The following is a 16,117-nucleotide window of genomic DNA, read 5'->3' as shown; positions in this document are numbered from 1 at the left end:
GTGAAGCTAAAATTAGAAGCGGTAGTGCGAGAAAGCTTTGTTAGCTTCAGCCATACGGTGCACGTCTTCACGCTTCTTAACAGCAGCACCTTTACCTTCAGCAGCGTCCAACAATTCGCCGGCCAAACGCAGAGCCATAGACTTCTCGCCGCGCTTACGGGCGAAGTCTACCAACCAGCGCATTGCCAGGGCGTTACGACGGGACGGGCGAACTTCAACCGGAACCTGGTAAGTAGCACCGCCTACACGGCGCGACTTCACTTCGACCAGCGGAGCGATGGCGTCGAGAGCTTTCTCGAAGATTTCCAGGGGGTCGCTGTTCTTGCGTTCTTTAACCTTTTCCAGCGCGCCATAAACGATACGCTCGGCAACGGCTTTCTTGCCGCTTTCCATCACGTGGTTCATGAACTTGGCCAGGATTTGGCTTCCGTATTTTGGATCGTCAAGCACTTCGCGCTTGGCTGCTACGCGTCTTCTTGGCATGGATAAGCCCTCAAACGGTCTTCAGGTTCGCTCGGAATCGGTGCCCTTTCGGGACGCCTCCGACCTTACTCTTATCGACTCAGAAAATAAGATGATTCAGGTTTACAAAAAGCCGCTACTACTTAGGCTTTTTAGTACCGTACTTCGAACGACCCTGGTTACGACCTTTAACGCCGGAAGTATCCAAGGAGCCGCGTACGGTGTGGTAACGAACACCTGGCAAGTCTTTTACACGACCGCCGCGGATCAGTACCACGCTGTGCTCTTGCAGGTTGTGGCCTTCACCGCCGATGTACGAGGAAACCTCGAAACCGTTGGTCAGACGCACACGGCATACTTTACGCAGTGCCGAGTTAGGTTTTTTCGGCGTGGTGGTATACACACGGGTGCATACGCCACGACGTTGCGGGCAGTTCTGCAGCGCAGGCACGTCGGATTTCTCGACGATACGCTTACGCGGCTGACGTACCAGCTGGTTGATAGTTGCCATCTACTAGCTCCACTGTTGTCTTGCGACGCTATTGTCTTGCAAGAAAAGCAAAATGGCAGGAACGAATTCCCGCCAAATTTAGGGGTACAAGAGTCTAAAGAGGATCTTGTCCCCAGTCAAGGCAAGGCCCCGACCTCCCCTCTCGTCGAACCAGGGCAAAAATGCCTCGATCCGACGAATGGGACTGCCAGGGCCCAGACTTATCTACTGCAGAACTCAGTTACCGCTTGAGTTCAGCGCTTCGGTCAGTGCAGCTTCCACTTCACTGGCGCTTACGCGCAACGGCTTGTCAGCATCACGGCGACGCTTGCGCTCGCTGTGGTAAGCCAAACCGGTACCGGCTGGGATCAGACGACCCACAACCACGTTTTCTTTCAGGCCACGCAGGTAATCGCGCTTGCCGGTTACCGCTGCTTCGGTCAGTACGCGAGTGGTCTCCTGGAAGGAGGCCGCCGAGATGAACGACTCAGTGGACAACGACGCCTTGGTGATACCCAGCAGCACGCGAGTGAACTTGGAAACGAATTTCTCTTCGTTCGCCAGGCGCTCGTTTTCTACCAGTACGTGAGTCAGTTCCATCTGGTCGCCCTTGATGAAACTGGAATCGCCGGATTCAGCGATTTCAACTTTACGCAGCATCTGACGCAGGATGGTCTCGATGTGCTTGTCGTTGATCTTCACGCCCTGCAGACGGTAAACGTCCTGGATCTCGTTGACGATGTACTTGGCCAGCGCACTCACACCCAGCAGACGCAGGATGTCGTGTGGATCGCTCGGGCCGTCGGAGATAACTTCGCCGCGGTTTACCTGTTCGCCTTCGAAGACGTTCAGGTGACGCCACTTCGGAATCAGCTCTTCATACGGATCGCTACCGTCGTTCGGGGTAATGACCAGACGGCGCTTGCCCTTGGTCTCTTTACCGAACGCGATGGTGCCGCTGACTTCAGCCAGAATCGACGCTTCTTTCGGACGACGAGCTTCGAACAAGTCAGCAACACGCGGCAGACCACCGGTGATGTCACGAGTCTTCGAAGTTTCTTGCGGGATACGCGCGATAACATCACCGATCGCGATCTTCGCACCATCCGCCACACCGACTAGGGCGTTGGCTGGCAGGAAGTACTGAGCGATTACGTCAGTGCCTGGCAGCAACAGATCCTTGCCGTTGTCGTCGACCATCTTCACGGCAGGACGGATGTCTTTACCGGCAGCTGGACGATCTTTGGCGTCGAGTACTTCAATGTTGGTCATACCGGTCAATTCGTCAGTCTGACGCTTGATCGTGATGCCTTCTTCCATGCCCACGTAGGTCACGGTACCTTTCATTTCGGTAACGATTGGGTGAGTGTGCGGATCCCACTTGGCCACGATTGCGCCAGCGTCGACCTTGTCACCTTCTTTAACCGAAATCACAGCACCGTACGGCAGCTTATAACGCTCGCGCTCACGACCGTAGTCATCAGCGATTGCCAGCTCACCGGAACGGGAAACAGCAACGAGGTGGCCATCCACTCGCTCAACGTGTTTCAGGTTGTGCAGACGGACGGTACCGCCATTCTTCACCTGAACGCTGTCGGCTGCGGAGGTCCGGCTTGCCGCACCACCAATGTGGAACGTACGCATGGTCAGCTGGGTACCCGGCTCACCGATGGATTGGGCAGCGATAACGCCGACCGCTTCACCGATGTTCACCTGGTGACCACGAGCCAAGTCACGGCCGTAGCACTTGGCGCAGATGCCGTAGCGGGTTTCGCAACTGATCGGCGAGCGAACGATCACTTCGTCGATGCTGTTGAGTTCGATGAACTCGACCCACTTTTCATCTACCAGAGTGCCGGCAGGAACGATAACTTCCTCGGTACCTGGCTTGAACACGTCACGGGCAATCACACGACCCAATACGCGCTCACCCAGCGGTTCTACAACGTCACCGCCTTCAATGTGCGGAGTCATCAGCAGGCCATGCTCGGTGCCGCAATCGATCTCGGTTACAACCAGATCTTGTGCAACGTCTACCAGACGACGTGTCAGGTAACCGGAGTTAGCGGTTTTCAACGCGGTATCCGCAAGACCCTTACGAGCACCGTGAGTGGAGATGAAGTACTGAAGTACGCTCAAACCTTCACGGAAGTTCGCGGTAATCGGCGTTTCGATGATGGAACCGTCCGGCTTGGCCATCAGGCCACGCATACCGGCGAGCTGACGGATCTGCGCAGCAGAACCCCGTGCGCCCGAGTCGGCCATCATGTACATCGAGTTGAAAGATTCCTGGTCGACTTCGTCGCCGTGACGGTCGATGACTTTCTCTTTCGAGAGGTTGGCCATCATCGCCTTGGAAACTTCGTCGTTGGCCTTGGACCAAAGGTCGATCACTTTGTTGTACTTCTCGCCCTGGGTTACCAGGCCGGAGGCGTACTGGCTCTCGATCTCTTTCACTTCGTCAGTGGCGGCACTGATGATGCGAGCTTTTTCATCCGGGATAACGAAGTCGTTAACGCCGATGGAAACGCCGGAGATAGTGGAGTAAGCGAAACCTGTGTACATCAACTGGTCAGCGAAGATAACGGTCTCTTTCAAACCAACCACGCGGTAGCACTGGTTGATCAGCTTGGAGATCGCCTTTTTCTTCATTGGCAGGTTGACGACGTCGTACGACAGACCTTTTGGCACAACCTGGTACAACAGCGCACGGCCGACAGTGGTGTCGACGATACGGGTGTTGCTCACGCTGCCGCCGTCACGGTCATTGACGGTTTCGTTGATCCGCACTTTGACCTTGGCGTGCAGTGCGGCTTCGCCGGCACGGAACACACGGTCAACTTCCTGCAGGTCAGCGAACACACGACCTTCGCCCTTGGCATTGATCGCTTCACGGGTCATGTAGTACAGACCCAATACAACGTCCTGCGAAGGAACGATGATTGGCTCACCGTTGGCTGGCGACAGAATGTTGTTGGTCGACATCATCAACGCGCGCGCTTCCAACTGGGCTTCCAGTGTCAGCGGTACGTGCACGGCCATTTGGTCGCCGTCGAAGTCGGCGTTGTACGCGGCACAGACCAGCGGGTGCAGCTGAATAGCCTTACCTTCGATCAGTACTGGCTCAAACGCCTGGATACCCAGACGGTGAAGGGTCGGTGCACGGTTGAGGAGAACCGGGTGTTCGCGGATCACCTCGGCGAGAACGTCCCAAACTTCTGGCAGTTCGCGCTCGACCATTTTCTTGGCCGCTTTGATGGTGGTCGCGAGACCGCGCATTTCCAGCTTGCCGAAGATGAATGGCTTGAACAGCTCAAGTGCCATCTTCTTGGGCAGACCGCACTGGTGCAGACGCAGGGTCGGACCTACGGTAATTACCGAACGACCGGAGTAGTCAACACGCTTACCGAGCAAGTTCTGACGGAAACGACCTTGCTTACCCTTGATCATGTCAGCCAAGGATTTCAGAGGACGCTTGTTGGAACCGGTGATAGCGCGGCCACGACGACCGTTGTCGAGCAAGGCATCGACAGCTTCCTGCAACATACGCTTTTCGTTGCGCACGATGATGTCCGGAGCGGACAGGTCAAGCAGGCGCTTCAAGCGGTTGTTACGGTTGATCACGCGGCGATACAGGTCGTTGAGGTCGGACGTCGCGAAACGACCACCGTCCAACGGTACCAGCGGACGCAGGTCTGGCGGCAGAACCGGCAGAACGGTCAGCACCATCCACTCTGGCAAGTTGCCGGAACCCTGGAAGGCTTCCATCAACTTCAGACGCTTGGACAGCTTCTTGATCTTGGTTTCGGAGTTGGTTTGCGGAATTTCTTCGCGCAGACGGCCAATCTCGTGCTCCAGGTCGATAGCGTGCAGCAGCTCGCGGACAGCTTCGGCACCCATACGGGCATCGAAATCGTCACCGAACTCTTCCAGCGCTTCGAAGTACTGCTCGTCGTTCAGCAGCTGACCTTTTTCAAGGGTGGTCATGCCTGGATCGATAACGACATAGCTCTCGAAGTAGAGAACGCGTTCGATATCACGCAGAGTCATGTCCATCAGCAAGCCGATACGGGACGGCAGCGATTTCAGGAACCAGATGTGGGCAACCGGCGAAGCCAGTTCGATGTGCGCCATACGCTCACGACGAACCTTGGCCAGTGCGACTTCAACGCCGCACTTCTCGCAGATCACACCACGGTGCTTCAAGCGCTTGTACTTACCGCACAGGCACTCGTAATCCTTTACCGGGCCAAAGATCTTGGCGCAGAACAGGCCGTCACGCTCAGGTTTGAACGTACGGTAGTTGATGGTTTCCGGCTTTTTAACTTCACCGAACGACCACGAACGGATCATCTCAGGCGATGCCAACCCAATACGGATGGCGTCGAACTCTTCGACTTGACCCTGGTTTTTCAGCAAATTCAGTAGGTCTTTCAAGGCCTTTCCTCCTGGCGGAGCAGAGAGCGGACCAAACGGCCACGCTCTCGATTCGCGTCACGTGTTATTCGGTTTCCAGATCGATATCGATGCCGAGGGAACGAATTTCTTTGATCAACACGTTGAAGGACTCGGGCATGCCCGGCTCCATACGGTGATCGCCGTCCACGATGTTTTTGTACATCTTGGTACGACCGTTCACATCGTCCGACTTCACTGTGAGCATTTCTTGCAGAGTGTATGCAGCACCGTATGCTTCCAGTGCCCAGACCTCCATCTCCCCGAAACGCTGACCACCGAACTGAGCCTTACCACCCAGCGGCTGCTGGGTAACCAGGCTGTACGAACCAGTAGAACGAGCGTGCATCTTGTCGTCTACCAAGTGGTTCAGCTTCAGCATGTACATGTAGCCAACAGTAACCGGGCGCTCGAACTTGTTGCCGGTACGGCCGTCGAACAGCTGCATCTGGCCGCTTTCTGGCAGGTCTGCCAGTTTCAGCATGGCCTTGATTTCGCTTTCCTTGGCACCGTCGAACACCGGGGTAGCCATTGGAACGCCGCCGCGCAGGTTCTTCGCCAGATCCAGGATTTCCTGGTCGGAGAAGGTATCCAGCTCTTCGTTGCGACCACCTATCTCGTTGTAGATCTCGTGCAGGAACTTACGCAGGTCTGCGACCTTGCGCTGCTCTTCGATCATGCGGTTGATCTTTTCGCCCAGACCTTTGGCTGCGAGGCCCAGGTGGGTTTCAAGGATCTGACCAACGTTCATACGCGAAGGTACGCCCAACGGGTTGAGGACGACATCGACCGGGGTGCCATTGGCATCGTGCGGCATGTCTTCAACCGGCATGATCACGGAGACCACACCTTTGTTACCGTGACGACCGGCCATCTTGTCGCCCGGCTGGATGCGACGACGGATTGCCAGGTAAACCTTGACGATTTTCAGCACGCCTGGAGCCAGGTCATCGCCCTGCTGCAGTTTGCGCTTCTTGTCTTCGAACTTGTCGTCCAGCAGACGACGACGATCAACGATATAGGCCTGAGCCTTCTCGAGCTGCTCGTTCAGAGCATCTTCAGCCATGCGCAGTTTGAACCACTGGCCATGCTCAAGACCGTCGAGGATTTCGTCGGTGATGTCCTGACCTTTCTTCAGACCTGCGCCGCCTTCAGCCTTGTGGCCTACCAGAGCGGAACGCAGACGCTCGAAGGTCGCGCCTTCAACGATACGGAACTCTTCGTTCAGGTCCTTGCGGATCTCGTCGAGCTGGGTCTTCTCGATGGACAGTGCACGAGCATCACGCTCAACGCCGTCACGGGTGAAGACCTGTACGTCGATGACAGTGCCCTTGGTACCGGTAGGTACACGCAGGGAAGTGTCTTTAACGTCGCTGGCTTTTTCACCAAAGATGGCACGCAACAGCTTCTCTTCCGGAGTCAGCTGGGTCTCGCCTTTCGGAGTGACCTTGCCTACCAGGATGTCGCCTGCACCAACTTCAGCACCTACATAAACGATACCGGCTTCGTCCAGCTTGTTCAGTGCAGCTTCACCCACGTTAGGGATGTCCGCAGTGATTTCCTCTGGCCCAAGCTTGGTGTCACGTGCCACACAGGTCAGTTCCTGAATGTGGATCGTGGTAAAGCGATCTTCTTGAACAACGCGCTCCGACAGACAGATGGAGTCTTCGAAGTTGTAACCGTTCCAGGCCATGAACGCGATGCGCATGTTCTGACCCAGTGCCAGCTCACCCATGTCGGTGGACGGGCCATCGGCCATGATGTCGCTACGCTGAACGCGATCACCCTTGCGCACCAGCGGACGCTGGTTAATGCAGGTGTTCTGGTTAGAACGGGTGTACTTGGTCAGGTTGTAGATGTCGACACCAGCTTCACCGGTTTCAACTTCGTCATCGGCAACACGAACCACGATACGGCTGGCATCAACAGAGTCGATCACGCCACCACGACGAGCCACGACGCAAACGCCGGAGTCACGGGCTACGTTACGCTCCATGCCGGTGCCTACCAGCGGCTTGTCGGCACGCAGGGTCGGTACAGCTTGACGCTGCATGTTGGAACCCATCAACGCACGGTTGGCGTCATCGTGTTCCAGGAACGGGATCAGCGACGCTGCAACCGAAACTACCTGCTTCGGCGAAACGTCCATCAAGGTGACGTCTTCCGGCGCCTTGACGGTGAACTCGTTCAAGTGACGAACAGCTACCAGTTCGTCGATCAGGACTTTCTTGTCGTTCATCGTGGCCGAAGCCTGAGCGATCACATGATCAGCTTCTTCGATAGCAGACAGGAATACGATCTCGTCGGTGACCAGACCCTCTTTCACCACACGGTACGGGCTCTCAAGGAAGCCGTACTGGTTGGTGCGCGCATAAGCGGCCAAGGAGTTGATCAGACCGATGTTCGGACCTTCCGGCGTTTCGATCGGGCAAACACGACCGTAGTGCGTAGGGTGTACGTCACGGACTTCGAAACCTGCCCGCTCACGGGTCAGACCGCCCGGGCCCAGTGCAGAGACACGGCGCTTGTGGGTAATCTCGGAGAGCGGGTTGTTCTGGTCCATGAACTGCGAGAGCTGGCTGGAACCGAAGAACTCTTTCACCGCCGCAGCCACTGGCTTGGCGTTGATCAGGTCTTGCGGCATCAGGCCTTCGCTTTCTGCCATCGACAGACGCTCTTTGACCGCACGCTCAACACGTACCAGGCCAACGCGGAACTGGTTCTCGGCCATTTCGCCAACGCAGCGAACACGACGGTTACCCAGGTGGTCGATGTCATCGACGATGCCTTTGCCGTTACGGATGTCGACCAGGGTCTTCAAGACCGCAACGATGTCTTCCTTGCACAGTACACCCGAACCTTCGATCTCGGTACGACCGATACGACGGTTGAACTTCATCCGGCCGACCGCAGACAGGTCATAGCGCTCAGGGCTGAAGAACAGGTTGTTGAACAGGGTTTCGGCAGCGTCTTTGGTTGGTGGCTCGCCAGGACGCATCATGCGATAGATCTCGACCAGCGCTTCCAATTGGTTGCTGGTGGAGTCGATCTTCAGTGTGTCGGAGATGAACGGACCGCAGTCGATGTCGTTGGTGTACAGGGTCTCGATGCGAACGACCTGGGCCTTGGCGATTTTAGCCAGGATCTCGGTGTTCAGCTCGGTGTTGCACTCGGCCAGGATTTCGCCTGTGGCCGGATGAACGATGACCTTGGCGGTAGTACGGCCCAGGACATAGTCCAGAGGTACTTCCAGCTCCTTGATACCGGCTTTTTCGATCTGATTGATGTGGCGCGCAGTGATACGACGGCCAGCCTCAACGATGACCTTGCCTTTTTCATCCTGGATGTCCAGGACAGCAATTTCACCACGCAGACGCGAAGCGATGAGCTCCAGCTTGAGGGTTTCATCCTTCAGGCTGAATACGTTGGTGGTGTAGAAAGCGTCCAGCACTTGCTCGGTGGTATAGCCGAGCGCACGCAGCAGTACCGAGGCCGGCAGCTTGCGACGACGGTCGATACGCACGAACACGCAGTCTTTCGGATCGAACTCGAAGTCCAACCACGAACCGCGGTACGGAATGATCCGCGCGGAGTACAGGAGTTTGCCGGAGCTGTGCGTCTTGCCGCGGTCGTGGTCGAAGAACACGCCCGGGGAACGGTGCAGCTGGGAAACGATTACACGCTCGGTACCGTTGATAACGAAGGTACCGTTCTCAGTCATCAATGGGATTTCGCCCATGTAGACTTCCTGCTCTTTGATGTCCTTGATCGCTTTGTTCGACGATTCTTTGTCGAAAATGATCAGGCGGACTTTTACCCGCAAAGGTACGGCGTACGTAACGCCACGCAACACGCATTCTTTGACATCAAATGCCGGTTCGCCCAGGCGATAACCGACGTACTCCAGCGCAGCATTGCCGGAGTAGCTGATGATCGGGAAAACGGATTTGAAGGCCGCATGCAGGCCCACGTCGCGGAACTGATCTTTGGTCGCTCCCGCCTGCAAGAATTCACGATACGAATCCAGCTGGATAGCCAGAAGGTACGGGACATCCATGACGTCCGGCAACTTGCTAAAGTCCTTGCGGATACGTTTTTTCTCAGTATATGAGTAAGCCATCAGCGTTCCCCAGCTTGGTCACCTGCTTGTTTGGCCCTCCCGACGGGAGCAGCCAGAAAATCTTGCAAACCCCATGGTTTGCACCACCGCATCGGGTGGCTACAGCGCGTTAATGGCGGCGACCGAGTCGACAGCCAAGAACGGAAAAAGGCCGGTGGCAAGAGCCACCAGCCATCAGCCTTCAGCTTAACGCTTGGGCTGGAGACGCAAGGTCGATGCTTACTTCAGCTCGACTTTAGCGCCTGCTTCTTCCAGAGTAGCTTTGGCTTTGTCAGCAGCGTCTTTCGACACAGCTTCCAGAACCTGGGCAGGAGCGCCGTCAACTACAGCCTTGGCTTCTTTCAAGCCCAGACCGGTCAGTTCACGTACTGCCTTGATCACGTTTACTTTCTTCTCGCCAGCTTCCAGCAGCATGACGTTGAATTCGGTTTGCTCTTCAGCAGCAACAGCAGCAACAGCTGGGCCAGCGGAAGCAGCGGCAGCGGAAACGCCGAATTTTTCTTCGAAAGCTTTGATCAGCTCAACAACCTGCAGAACCGACATTTCAGCTACGGCGTTGAGGATATCGTCTTGGGAGATAGACATTGCTGTATTTCCTGAATTGGGGGACGGCCTACGCGGCCATCGAAATAAACAAAAATACGCGAGAGAGGTTGCTCAGCCTTAGGCTGCGGCAGCTTCTTTTTGCTCGCGAACTGCAGCCAGAGTACGAGCCAGCTTGCTGGTAGCGCCTTGAATCACGCTCATCAGCTGCGAAATGGCTTCGTCGCGGGTCGGCAGTGTTGCCAGTACGTCGATTTGGTTAGCTGCGAGGAACTTGCCCTCGAACGCAGCTGCCTTGATCTCGAACTTATCCTGACTCTTGGCGAATTCCTTGAACAAACGGGCAGCAGCGCCTGGATGATCCTTGGAGAACGCAATCAGAGTCGGGCCAGTGAACACGTCGTTGAGAACACTGTATTCAGTGTCAGCAACAGCGCGCTTGAGCAGGGTGTTACGTACAACACGTACGTATACGCCAGCTTCACGAGCCTCTTTACGGAGTCCGGTCATAGCGCCTACTGTCACACCACGGGCATCAGCCACGACAGCGGACAGAGCAGCTTTGGCAGCCTCGTTGACTTCAGCGACGATGGCCTTCTTGTCTTCGAGATTAATTGCCACGGGTTTAACTCCTGCTTGTTACCGTTTCATCTGGCCGGAGCCGGATGTCGTTTTGGTGTCTGATTCGGTAAGGAACCGGGAGCACCATCTGCGTAGGCTTGTTGGTTTAAGACTTGCGTCGCCTACGGTCTTGGATAGCCCCCGCCAGGCAGGGACCCCAATCTTTCAATTGGCGCAATCGCTTGCGCCAACTTGCGTCTTATACGTCCAGCGAGCCTTGGTCGATGACCAGACCTGGGCCCATAGTGGTGCTCAGGGTAACGCGCTTGACGTAGATACCTTTCGAGGAAGCCGGCTTGATACGCTTCAGATCAGCGATCAGGGCTTCAACGTTTTCCTTCAGCTTGACGGCATCGAAGCCGACTTTGCCAACGGAGGTGTGAATGATGCCGTTTTTGTCGGTGCGATAACGAACCTGACCAGCCTTGGCGTTTTTAACCGCGGTAGCTACGTCTGGGGTTACAGTGCCGACTTTAGGGTTAGGCATCAGACCACGTGGACCGAGGATCTGACCCAACTGGCCTACAACGCGCATTGCATCCGGGGAGGCGATAACTACGTCGTAGTTCAGGTCGCCGCCTTTCATTTCGGCAGCCAGGTCATCCATGCCAACGCGATCAGCGCCAGCGGCCAGAGCAGCTTCAGCGGCTGGGCCTTGGGTGAAGACAGCAACACGTACAGTCTTGCCAGTACCGTGTGGCAGCACAGTAGCGCTACGAACGACCTGGTCAGATTTACGTGGGTCAACACCCAGGTTTACAGCAACGTCAACAGACTCGCTGAACTTGACAGTCGACAGCTCGGTCAGCAGGGCAGCAGCGTCTACAAAGTTGTAGGACTTGCCTGCTTCGATTTTGCCGGCGATAGCCTTTTGGCGCTTGGTCAGCTTAGCCATTACACACCCTCCACGTTAAGGCCCATGCTACGAGCAGAACCGGCGATGGTACGCACGGCTGCATCCATATCAGCTGCAGTCAGATCCGCGTTTTTGGTTTTCGCGATTTCTTCCAGCTGAGCACGAGTCACGGTGCCAACCTTAACGGTGTTAGGACGAGCGGAACCGCTAGTCAGACCAGCAGCCTTCTTCAGCAGAACCGAAGCCGGGGTCGACTTGGTTTCGAAGGTGAAGCTACGGTCGCTGTATACAGTGATGATCACTGGAGTCGGCAGACCTGGTTCAAGACCCTGTGTACGGGCGTTGAAGGCCTTGCAGAATTCCATGATGTTCACGCCGTGCTGACCCAGAGCCGGGCCGACGGGTGGACTTGGGTTGGCCTGAGCGGCCTTCACTTGCAGCTTGATGTAAGCGGTAATCTTCTTGGCCATGAGGCACTCCAATTACGGGTTCAAACGCCTCGAAAGGCTCCCCGGTTACTTGCGCGTTTATCCCAGTGACGACAAAACCCCACAGCCTAAGGCTGCGGGGTTGGGATGCTTGTCCAGCTAGACCTTCTCGACCTGGCTGAACTCCAACTCTACCGGAGTAGAGCGACCGAAAATGAGCACTGCCACTTGGATCCGGCTCTTTTCGTAGTTAACTTCTTCGACGGTGCCATTGAAATCAGCAAATGGGCCATCAGTCACACGAACAACCTCACCCGGCTCGAACAACGTCTTCGGCTTGGGCTTGTCGCTACCATCAGCAACGCGACGCAGAATTGCTTCCGCCTCTTTGTCGGTGATCGGAGCAGGCTTATCAGCAGTACCGCCAATGAAACCCATGACACGAGGAGTGTCCTTGACCAAGTGCCAAGTACCTTCATTCATGTCCATCTGAACCAGCACGTAGCCAGGGAAGAACTTGCGTTCGCTTTTGCGCTTCTGGCCATTGCGCATTTCAACCACTTCTTCAGTGGGGACCAGAATCTCGCCGAAGCCATCTTCCATGCCTGCAAGCTTTACGCGCTCTAGCAAAGAGCGCATAACATGCTTCTCGTAACCCGAGTAAGCATGCACAACGTACCAACGCTTAGCCACGGGACACCCTTAGCCAACAATCAAGGAAACAAGCCAGCCGAGCAGGGAATCAAGCCCCCACAACAGCAACGCCATAACCAGAACAACAGCCACGACAATCAATGTGGTCTGCGTGGTTTCTTGGCGAGTCGGCCAAACGACTTTACGTATTTCGGTGCGAGCTTCCTTTACCAGGACCGCGAAAGACTTGCCTTTGGCAGTCTGCAGGCCTACAAAGGCAGCTACAGCAGCAAGGGCGAGCAAAGCGAGCACACGGTACAGGATCGGCGAAGCAGAATAGTACTGATTGCCAACAACGCCTACGACCACCAAGGCGACTACAGCGAGCCACTTGACCAGATCGAAACGAGAGCTTTGAGCTTCAGCCTTAGGAGTCATCTATGAAGATCCTGTGAAAAGAAAGCCAGACACACCACGTGAATCTGGCAGGTCAGGAGGGAATCGAACCCCCAACCTACGGTTTTGGAGACCGTCGCTCTGCCAATTGAGCTACTGACCTAAAACAAAATCAGGCCGACCATTATGCAGGCCTGAAAAAGACTTTACAACAACCAACCCCAACAGACTTGAAACCATCCGACAATCAAAGCCAGACACAACACGAAACAAGCCGAGGCAGCTGTTAAAACAAAGGCAGATATTTTCATATCTGCCTTGTTATATGGAGCTCTTGAGCGGATTTGAACCGCTGACCTCACCCTTACCAAGGGTGTGCTCTACCAACTGAGCTACAAGAGCAAAACACCGTGCACAATCTGCAAACTTGGAGCGGGTAGCGGGAATCGAACCCGCATCATCAGCTTGGAAGGCTGAGGTTCTACCACTAAACTATACCCGCGGAGCTTGCAGCTCACGCTAAAATGGTGGAGGGGGAAGGATTCGAACCTTCGAAGTCGTAGACGTCAGATTTACAGTCTGATCCCTTTGGCCGCTCGGGAACCCCTCCTAAGCGAGCCGGCATTCTACATCACGCCGGCCTTCTGTCAAGCATTTTCTCATTAAAAATATGAGGTTAGCTGCGTTGACCTTCGCTTCGCCATGTAGCCCTTAAAGGTCTTCACTGCGAAGCGGGCGCCATTCTATGCAAACTATTCGAGAGTTGCAATGCCTTCGCACAGCATTATTTTATGTTTTAACTCATTGAATTCCTTAGCAAGGTTTTCAAACGGCAGATCATCAGCCAGGCGCCGGCTTTCAGGGGCTACACGCAACCAGTAACCCGAGGCATCAGGCGCACTCAACAATTGAACCTTGACCTTTATATCCAGGCTCGTCAGTCGCTGCTCGACAGATAGGGCTTGGCGCCGATCAGAGAAACCACCGATGTATAGACAGGTATTTTGCCCTTCAGATGGCTTTATTCGATCACGCCGAGCCACCCCATCTACAGATTCACTCAAGAGCCGAATGTCTTGCTGCGCTCCACGATAAAGACTCAAAGGCGTAACATCCTTGGCACGCAACGGAGCCTCTTGCTGATGCCAGACGTAATAGAAAGCATTGAGGACAAGTAAAAGCAAAAACAGCCAACGCATAATCACCTCAAGACAAAGGGCATGCCATCGCCAGACCAACAAATACAAGGTCCGGAACCAGCTGAGCCTGGGGCGCAGCATCCGAGACCAACTCAGCATCCCCTCCAGTCAGGAAGACGGTGAAATCGTCACCCCAGTAGCTTCGCGCCAGCTCAAGCTGGGTCAGCACAAACCCTCTAAGCATGAGCGTACAGCCTCGCTCGACGGCCTCCACGGTGGTCCGCCCCGGAGAGAGGCGCTCCAGAGCCCTCTCAGCCGCCGCGTCGCCATAACGTATCTTGCGCGTATGGGTACGCAGCTGATTGCGCATGAGGGGCATGCCTGGGCAAATAAACCCTCCCAGGTGCTCACCATCTGAACTGATAAAATCGGCGGTCGCCGCGGTGCCAAAATCAAGCACCAGGCATGCACCTGACGCCAATTTGAACGCCCCGAGCATCGCCAACCAACGATCAAGCCCGAGACGCTCGAAATCTTCGTAGCCGTTGCGCACACCAGCCATTTCCCGCTCAGGGCCGGCACATGAAACGGTAACGCCAAATGTATCCACCAAAGCAGCTACCAGCTTGTCGGTTTCTTCAAGTGCACGAACACTGACTAATCGGCAGCGCGTAAGCAGAAGATCGGGAAGAGCCACCAAGCTGTCAATCAATGATGCATCCGAACCTGCTATGCCTTCCGCGCAAGCGCTTGCCTCACTCGACTCAAGTACACGCCATTTAATGAAGCTGTTTCCACAGTCGAGCTCAAGAATCATCACGCAACCTCAGGCTTAGCTCACCGCCGCTATAGATTTTCTCAACCCCATCGACATTCAAACGCAAGGCGCCCTGACGATCCACACCCAGTACCACCCCCTCAATCCGGTTGGTGCCGGCAATGAGAGATACAGGCCTGGCCTGCCACAAGTGATGCTGCTCCCACTCTTCTTGCAATCCCGCAAAACCAGTAGCCTTATGGCGATCAAGATAGATTTGCAGCTGTCCTCCCAGGCGCGCCACCAGGTGGTTGCGGTCAATAGAGGTTCCAGTCTCAAGCTGCATCGACGTCCACTGTTGATCGACCTCAACAGCCTTCTGCATATTCACATTGATACCTATGCCAAGCACAACGTGACAGATGTCTCCAGGATCCCCGACTAACTCAAGCAAGATGCCAGAAATTTTCTTGTTCCCAACCAAGACGTCGTTTGGCCACTTCAAAGCAGCGCCCTGGACCCCCGACTCGCGCAAAGCCTGCATGACAGCCAAACCCACTACGAGGCTCAACCCCTCCAACTGTCGCAGGCCGCCGTCGATGCGCAACACGAGACTGTAATAAAGATTTTGCGCATATGGACTGACCCATTTTCGGCCACGCCGCCCCCTTCCAGCCGTTTGTTGTTCTGCCAAGACAACAAAGGGTGGCACGCAGCCCGACTCCACAAGACGCAAAGCCTCGGCATTGGTGGAATCAACGGAATCGTAAATGTGAACCGGCCAGGCCGAAGAAGCCGCCTCCAGAGAAATGTCCTCTGCATTCAAAAACACCAGCGGCGCAGCCAATTGATACCCACGGCCACGGACTCTATGAATAGGCAGATTCATCTCGGCTTCAAGATGCTGGAGCTGCTTCCACACAGCACTTCGACTAATCCCCAGGGCAGCGCCAAGCGCCTCTCCAGAATGGAATCGACCATCTTTCAGAAGTTTCAACAACGTCAGCATGCAGGTATCGCCTCACAATGAGGCACGCATGATAGCCATGCGTAGGGTCATTGCATAGAAAGCCCGTTCGTTAGCACTCAAGGCATAAGTGATATTTATAGATTTTCCGAGCGCCCAAAACAAAACCCCAACTGCTTTCGCAATTGGGGTTTCGGAATTTAATCTTGACGATGACCTACTCTCACATGGGGAAACCCCACACCCCACA

Annotated in this window: 13 protein-coding genes and 4 tRNA genes; all 17 read right to left on the bottom strand. The window is 55.3% G+C overall.

The genetic code is table 11. The annotated features are described in order from the left end of the window. Window positions 1-12: 12 nt before the first annotated feature. On the bottom strand, window positions 13-483 hold the full coding sequence (rpsG, locus tag ASD70_RS09820) for a 30S ribosomal protein S7 (RefSeq protein WP_002555493.1): 471 nt from the start codon (window positions 481-483) through the stop codon (window positions 13-15). 118 nt (window positions 484-601) lie between these two features. Next, on the bottom strand, window positions 602-973 hold the full coding sequence (gene rpsL / locus ASD70_RS09815; RefSeq protein WP_002555494.1) for a 30S ribosomal protein S12: 372 nt from the start codon (window positions 971-973) through the stop codon (window positions 602-604). A gap of 216 nt (window positions 974-1,189) precedes the next feature. Continuing rightward, window positions 1,190-5,389 (bottom strand): DNA-directed RNA polymerase subunit beta', encoded by a 4,200-nt coding sequence (gene rpoC, locus ASD70_RS09810; RefSeq protein WP_005791982.1) that lies wholly within the window; start codon window positions 5,387-5,389, stop codon window positions 1,190-1,192. Window positions 5,390-5,453: 64 nt separating this feature from the next. Next, window positions 5,454-9,527: a DNA-directed RNA polymerase subunit beta gene (rpoB, locus tag ASD70_RS09805; protein WP_046069767.1), complete on the bottom strand. Its 4,074-nt coding sequence runs from the start codon at window positions 9,525-9,527 to the stop codon at window positions 5,454-5,456. Window positions 9,528-9,746: 219 nt separating this feature from the next. Further along, a complete protein-coding gene (gene rplL, locus ASD70_RS09800) occupies window positions 9,747-10,112 on the bottom strand; it encodes a 50S ribosomal protein L7/L12 (RefSeq protein WP_003176432.1) in 366 nt (121 codons plus the stop codon). 78 nt (window positions 10,113-10,190) lie between these two features. Next, on the bottom strand, window positions 10,191-10,691 hold the full coding sequence (rplJ, locus tag ASD70_RS09795) for a 50S ribosomal protein L10 (protein WP_003232405.1): 501 nt from the start codon (window positions 10,689-10,691) through the stop codon (window positions 10,191-10,193). Between the two features lie 199 nt (window positions 10,692-10,890). Further along, a complete protein-coding gene (gene rplA / locus ASD70_RS09790) occupies window positions 10,891-11,586 on the bottom strand; it encodes a 50S ribosomal protein L1 (protein WP_003176434.1) in 696 nt (231 codons plus the stop codon). Beyond that, complete coding sequence (gene rplK, locus ASD70_RS09785) at window positions 11,586-12,017, bottom strand: 50S ribosomal protein L11 (RefSeq protein ID WP_003176435.1); 432 nt, start codon at window positions 12,015-12,017, stop codon at window positions 11,586-11,588. Before rplK ends, rplA begins: the two co-directional genes overlap by 1 nt. 117 nt (window positions 12,018-12,134) lie before the next feature. After that, on the bottom strand, window positions 12,135-12,668 hold the full coding sequence (nusG, locus tag ASD70_RS09780; RefSeq protein ID WP_003176436.1) for a transcription termination/antitermination protein NusG: 534 nt from the start codon (window positions 12,666-12,668) through the stop codon (window positions 12,135-12,137). Between the two features lie 9 nt (window positions 12,669-12,677). Beyond that, complete coding sequence (gene secE / locus ASD70_RS09775) at window positions 12,678-13,046, bottom strand: preprotein translocase subunit SecE (protein ID WP_003194658.1); 369 nt, start codon at window positions 13,044-13,046, stop codon at window positions 12,678-12,680. A gap of 45 nt (window positions 13,047-13,091) precedes the next feature. Further along, window positions 13,092-13,167: transfer RNA gene (locus ASD70_RS09770), tRNA-Trp, on the bottom strand. Between the two features lie 163 nt (window positions 13,168-13,330). Further along, window positions 13,331-13,406, bottom strand: a tRNA-Thr gene (locus ASD70_RS09765). Between the two features lie 26 nt (window positions 13,407-13,432). Continuing rightward, window positions 13,433-13,506: transfer RNA gene (locus tag ASD70_RS09760), tRNA-Gly, on the bottom strand. A gap of 23 nt (window positions 13,507-13,529) precedes the next feature. Continuing rightward, window positions 13,530-13,614: transfer RNA gene (locus ASD70_RS09755), tRNA-Tyr, on the bottom strand. Between the two features lie 142 nt (window positions 13,615-13,756). Then, the gene (locus tag ASD70_RS09750) at window positions 13,757-14,203 is read right to left on the bottom strand and encodes a hypothetical protein (RefSeq protein WP_056846330.1); all 447 of its coding nucleotides are present in this window, start codon (window positions 14,201-14,203) and stop codon (window positions 13,757-13,759) included. 7 nt (window positions 14,204-14,210) lie between these two features. Beyond that, window positions 14,211-14,960: a pantothenate kinase gene (locus ASD70_RS09745; RefSeq protein ID WP_056846329.1), complete on the bottom strand. Its 750-nt coding sequence runs from the start codon at window positions 14,958-14,960 to the stop codon at window positions 14,211-14,213. After that, window positions 14,950-15,909: a bifunctional biotin--[acetyl-CoA-carboxylase] ligase/biotin operon repressor BirA gene (gene birA / locus ASD70_RS09740; RefSeq protein ID WP_046069770.1), complete on the bottom strand. Its 960-nt coding sequence runs from the start codon at window positions 15,907-15,909 to the stop codon at window positions 14,950-14,952. The genes ASD70_RS09745 and birA overlap by 11 nt, the downstream gene beginning before the upstream one ends. Window positions 15,910-16,117 lie beyond the last annotated feature (208 nt).

It is taken from the genome of Pseudomonas sp. Root569, assembly GCF_001427465.1.
GTDB classification, from domain to species: Bacteria; Pseudomonadota; Gammaproteobacteria; order Pseudomonadales; family Pseudomonadaceae; genus Aquipseudomonas; species Aquipseudomonas synxantha.
The sequence above is the reverse complement of the archived record's forward strand: the minus strand, read 5'-3'. Positions and strand labels throughout refer to the sequence as shown.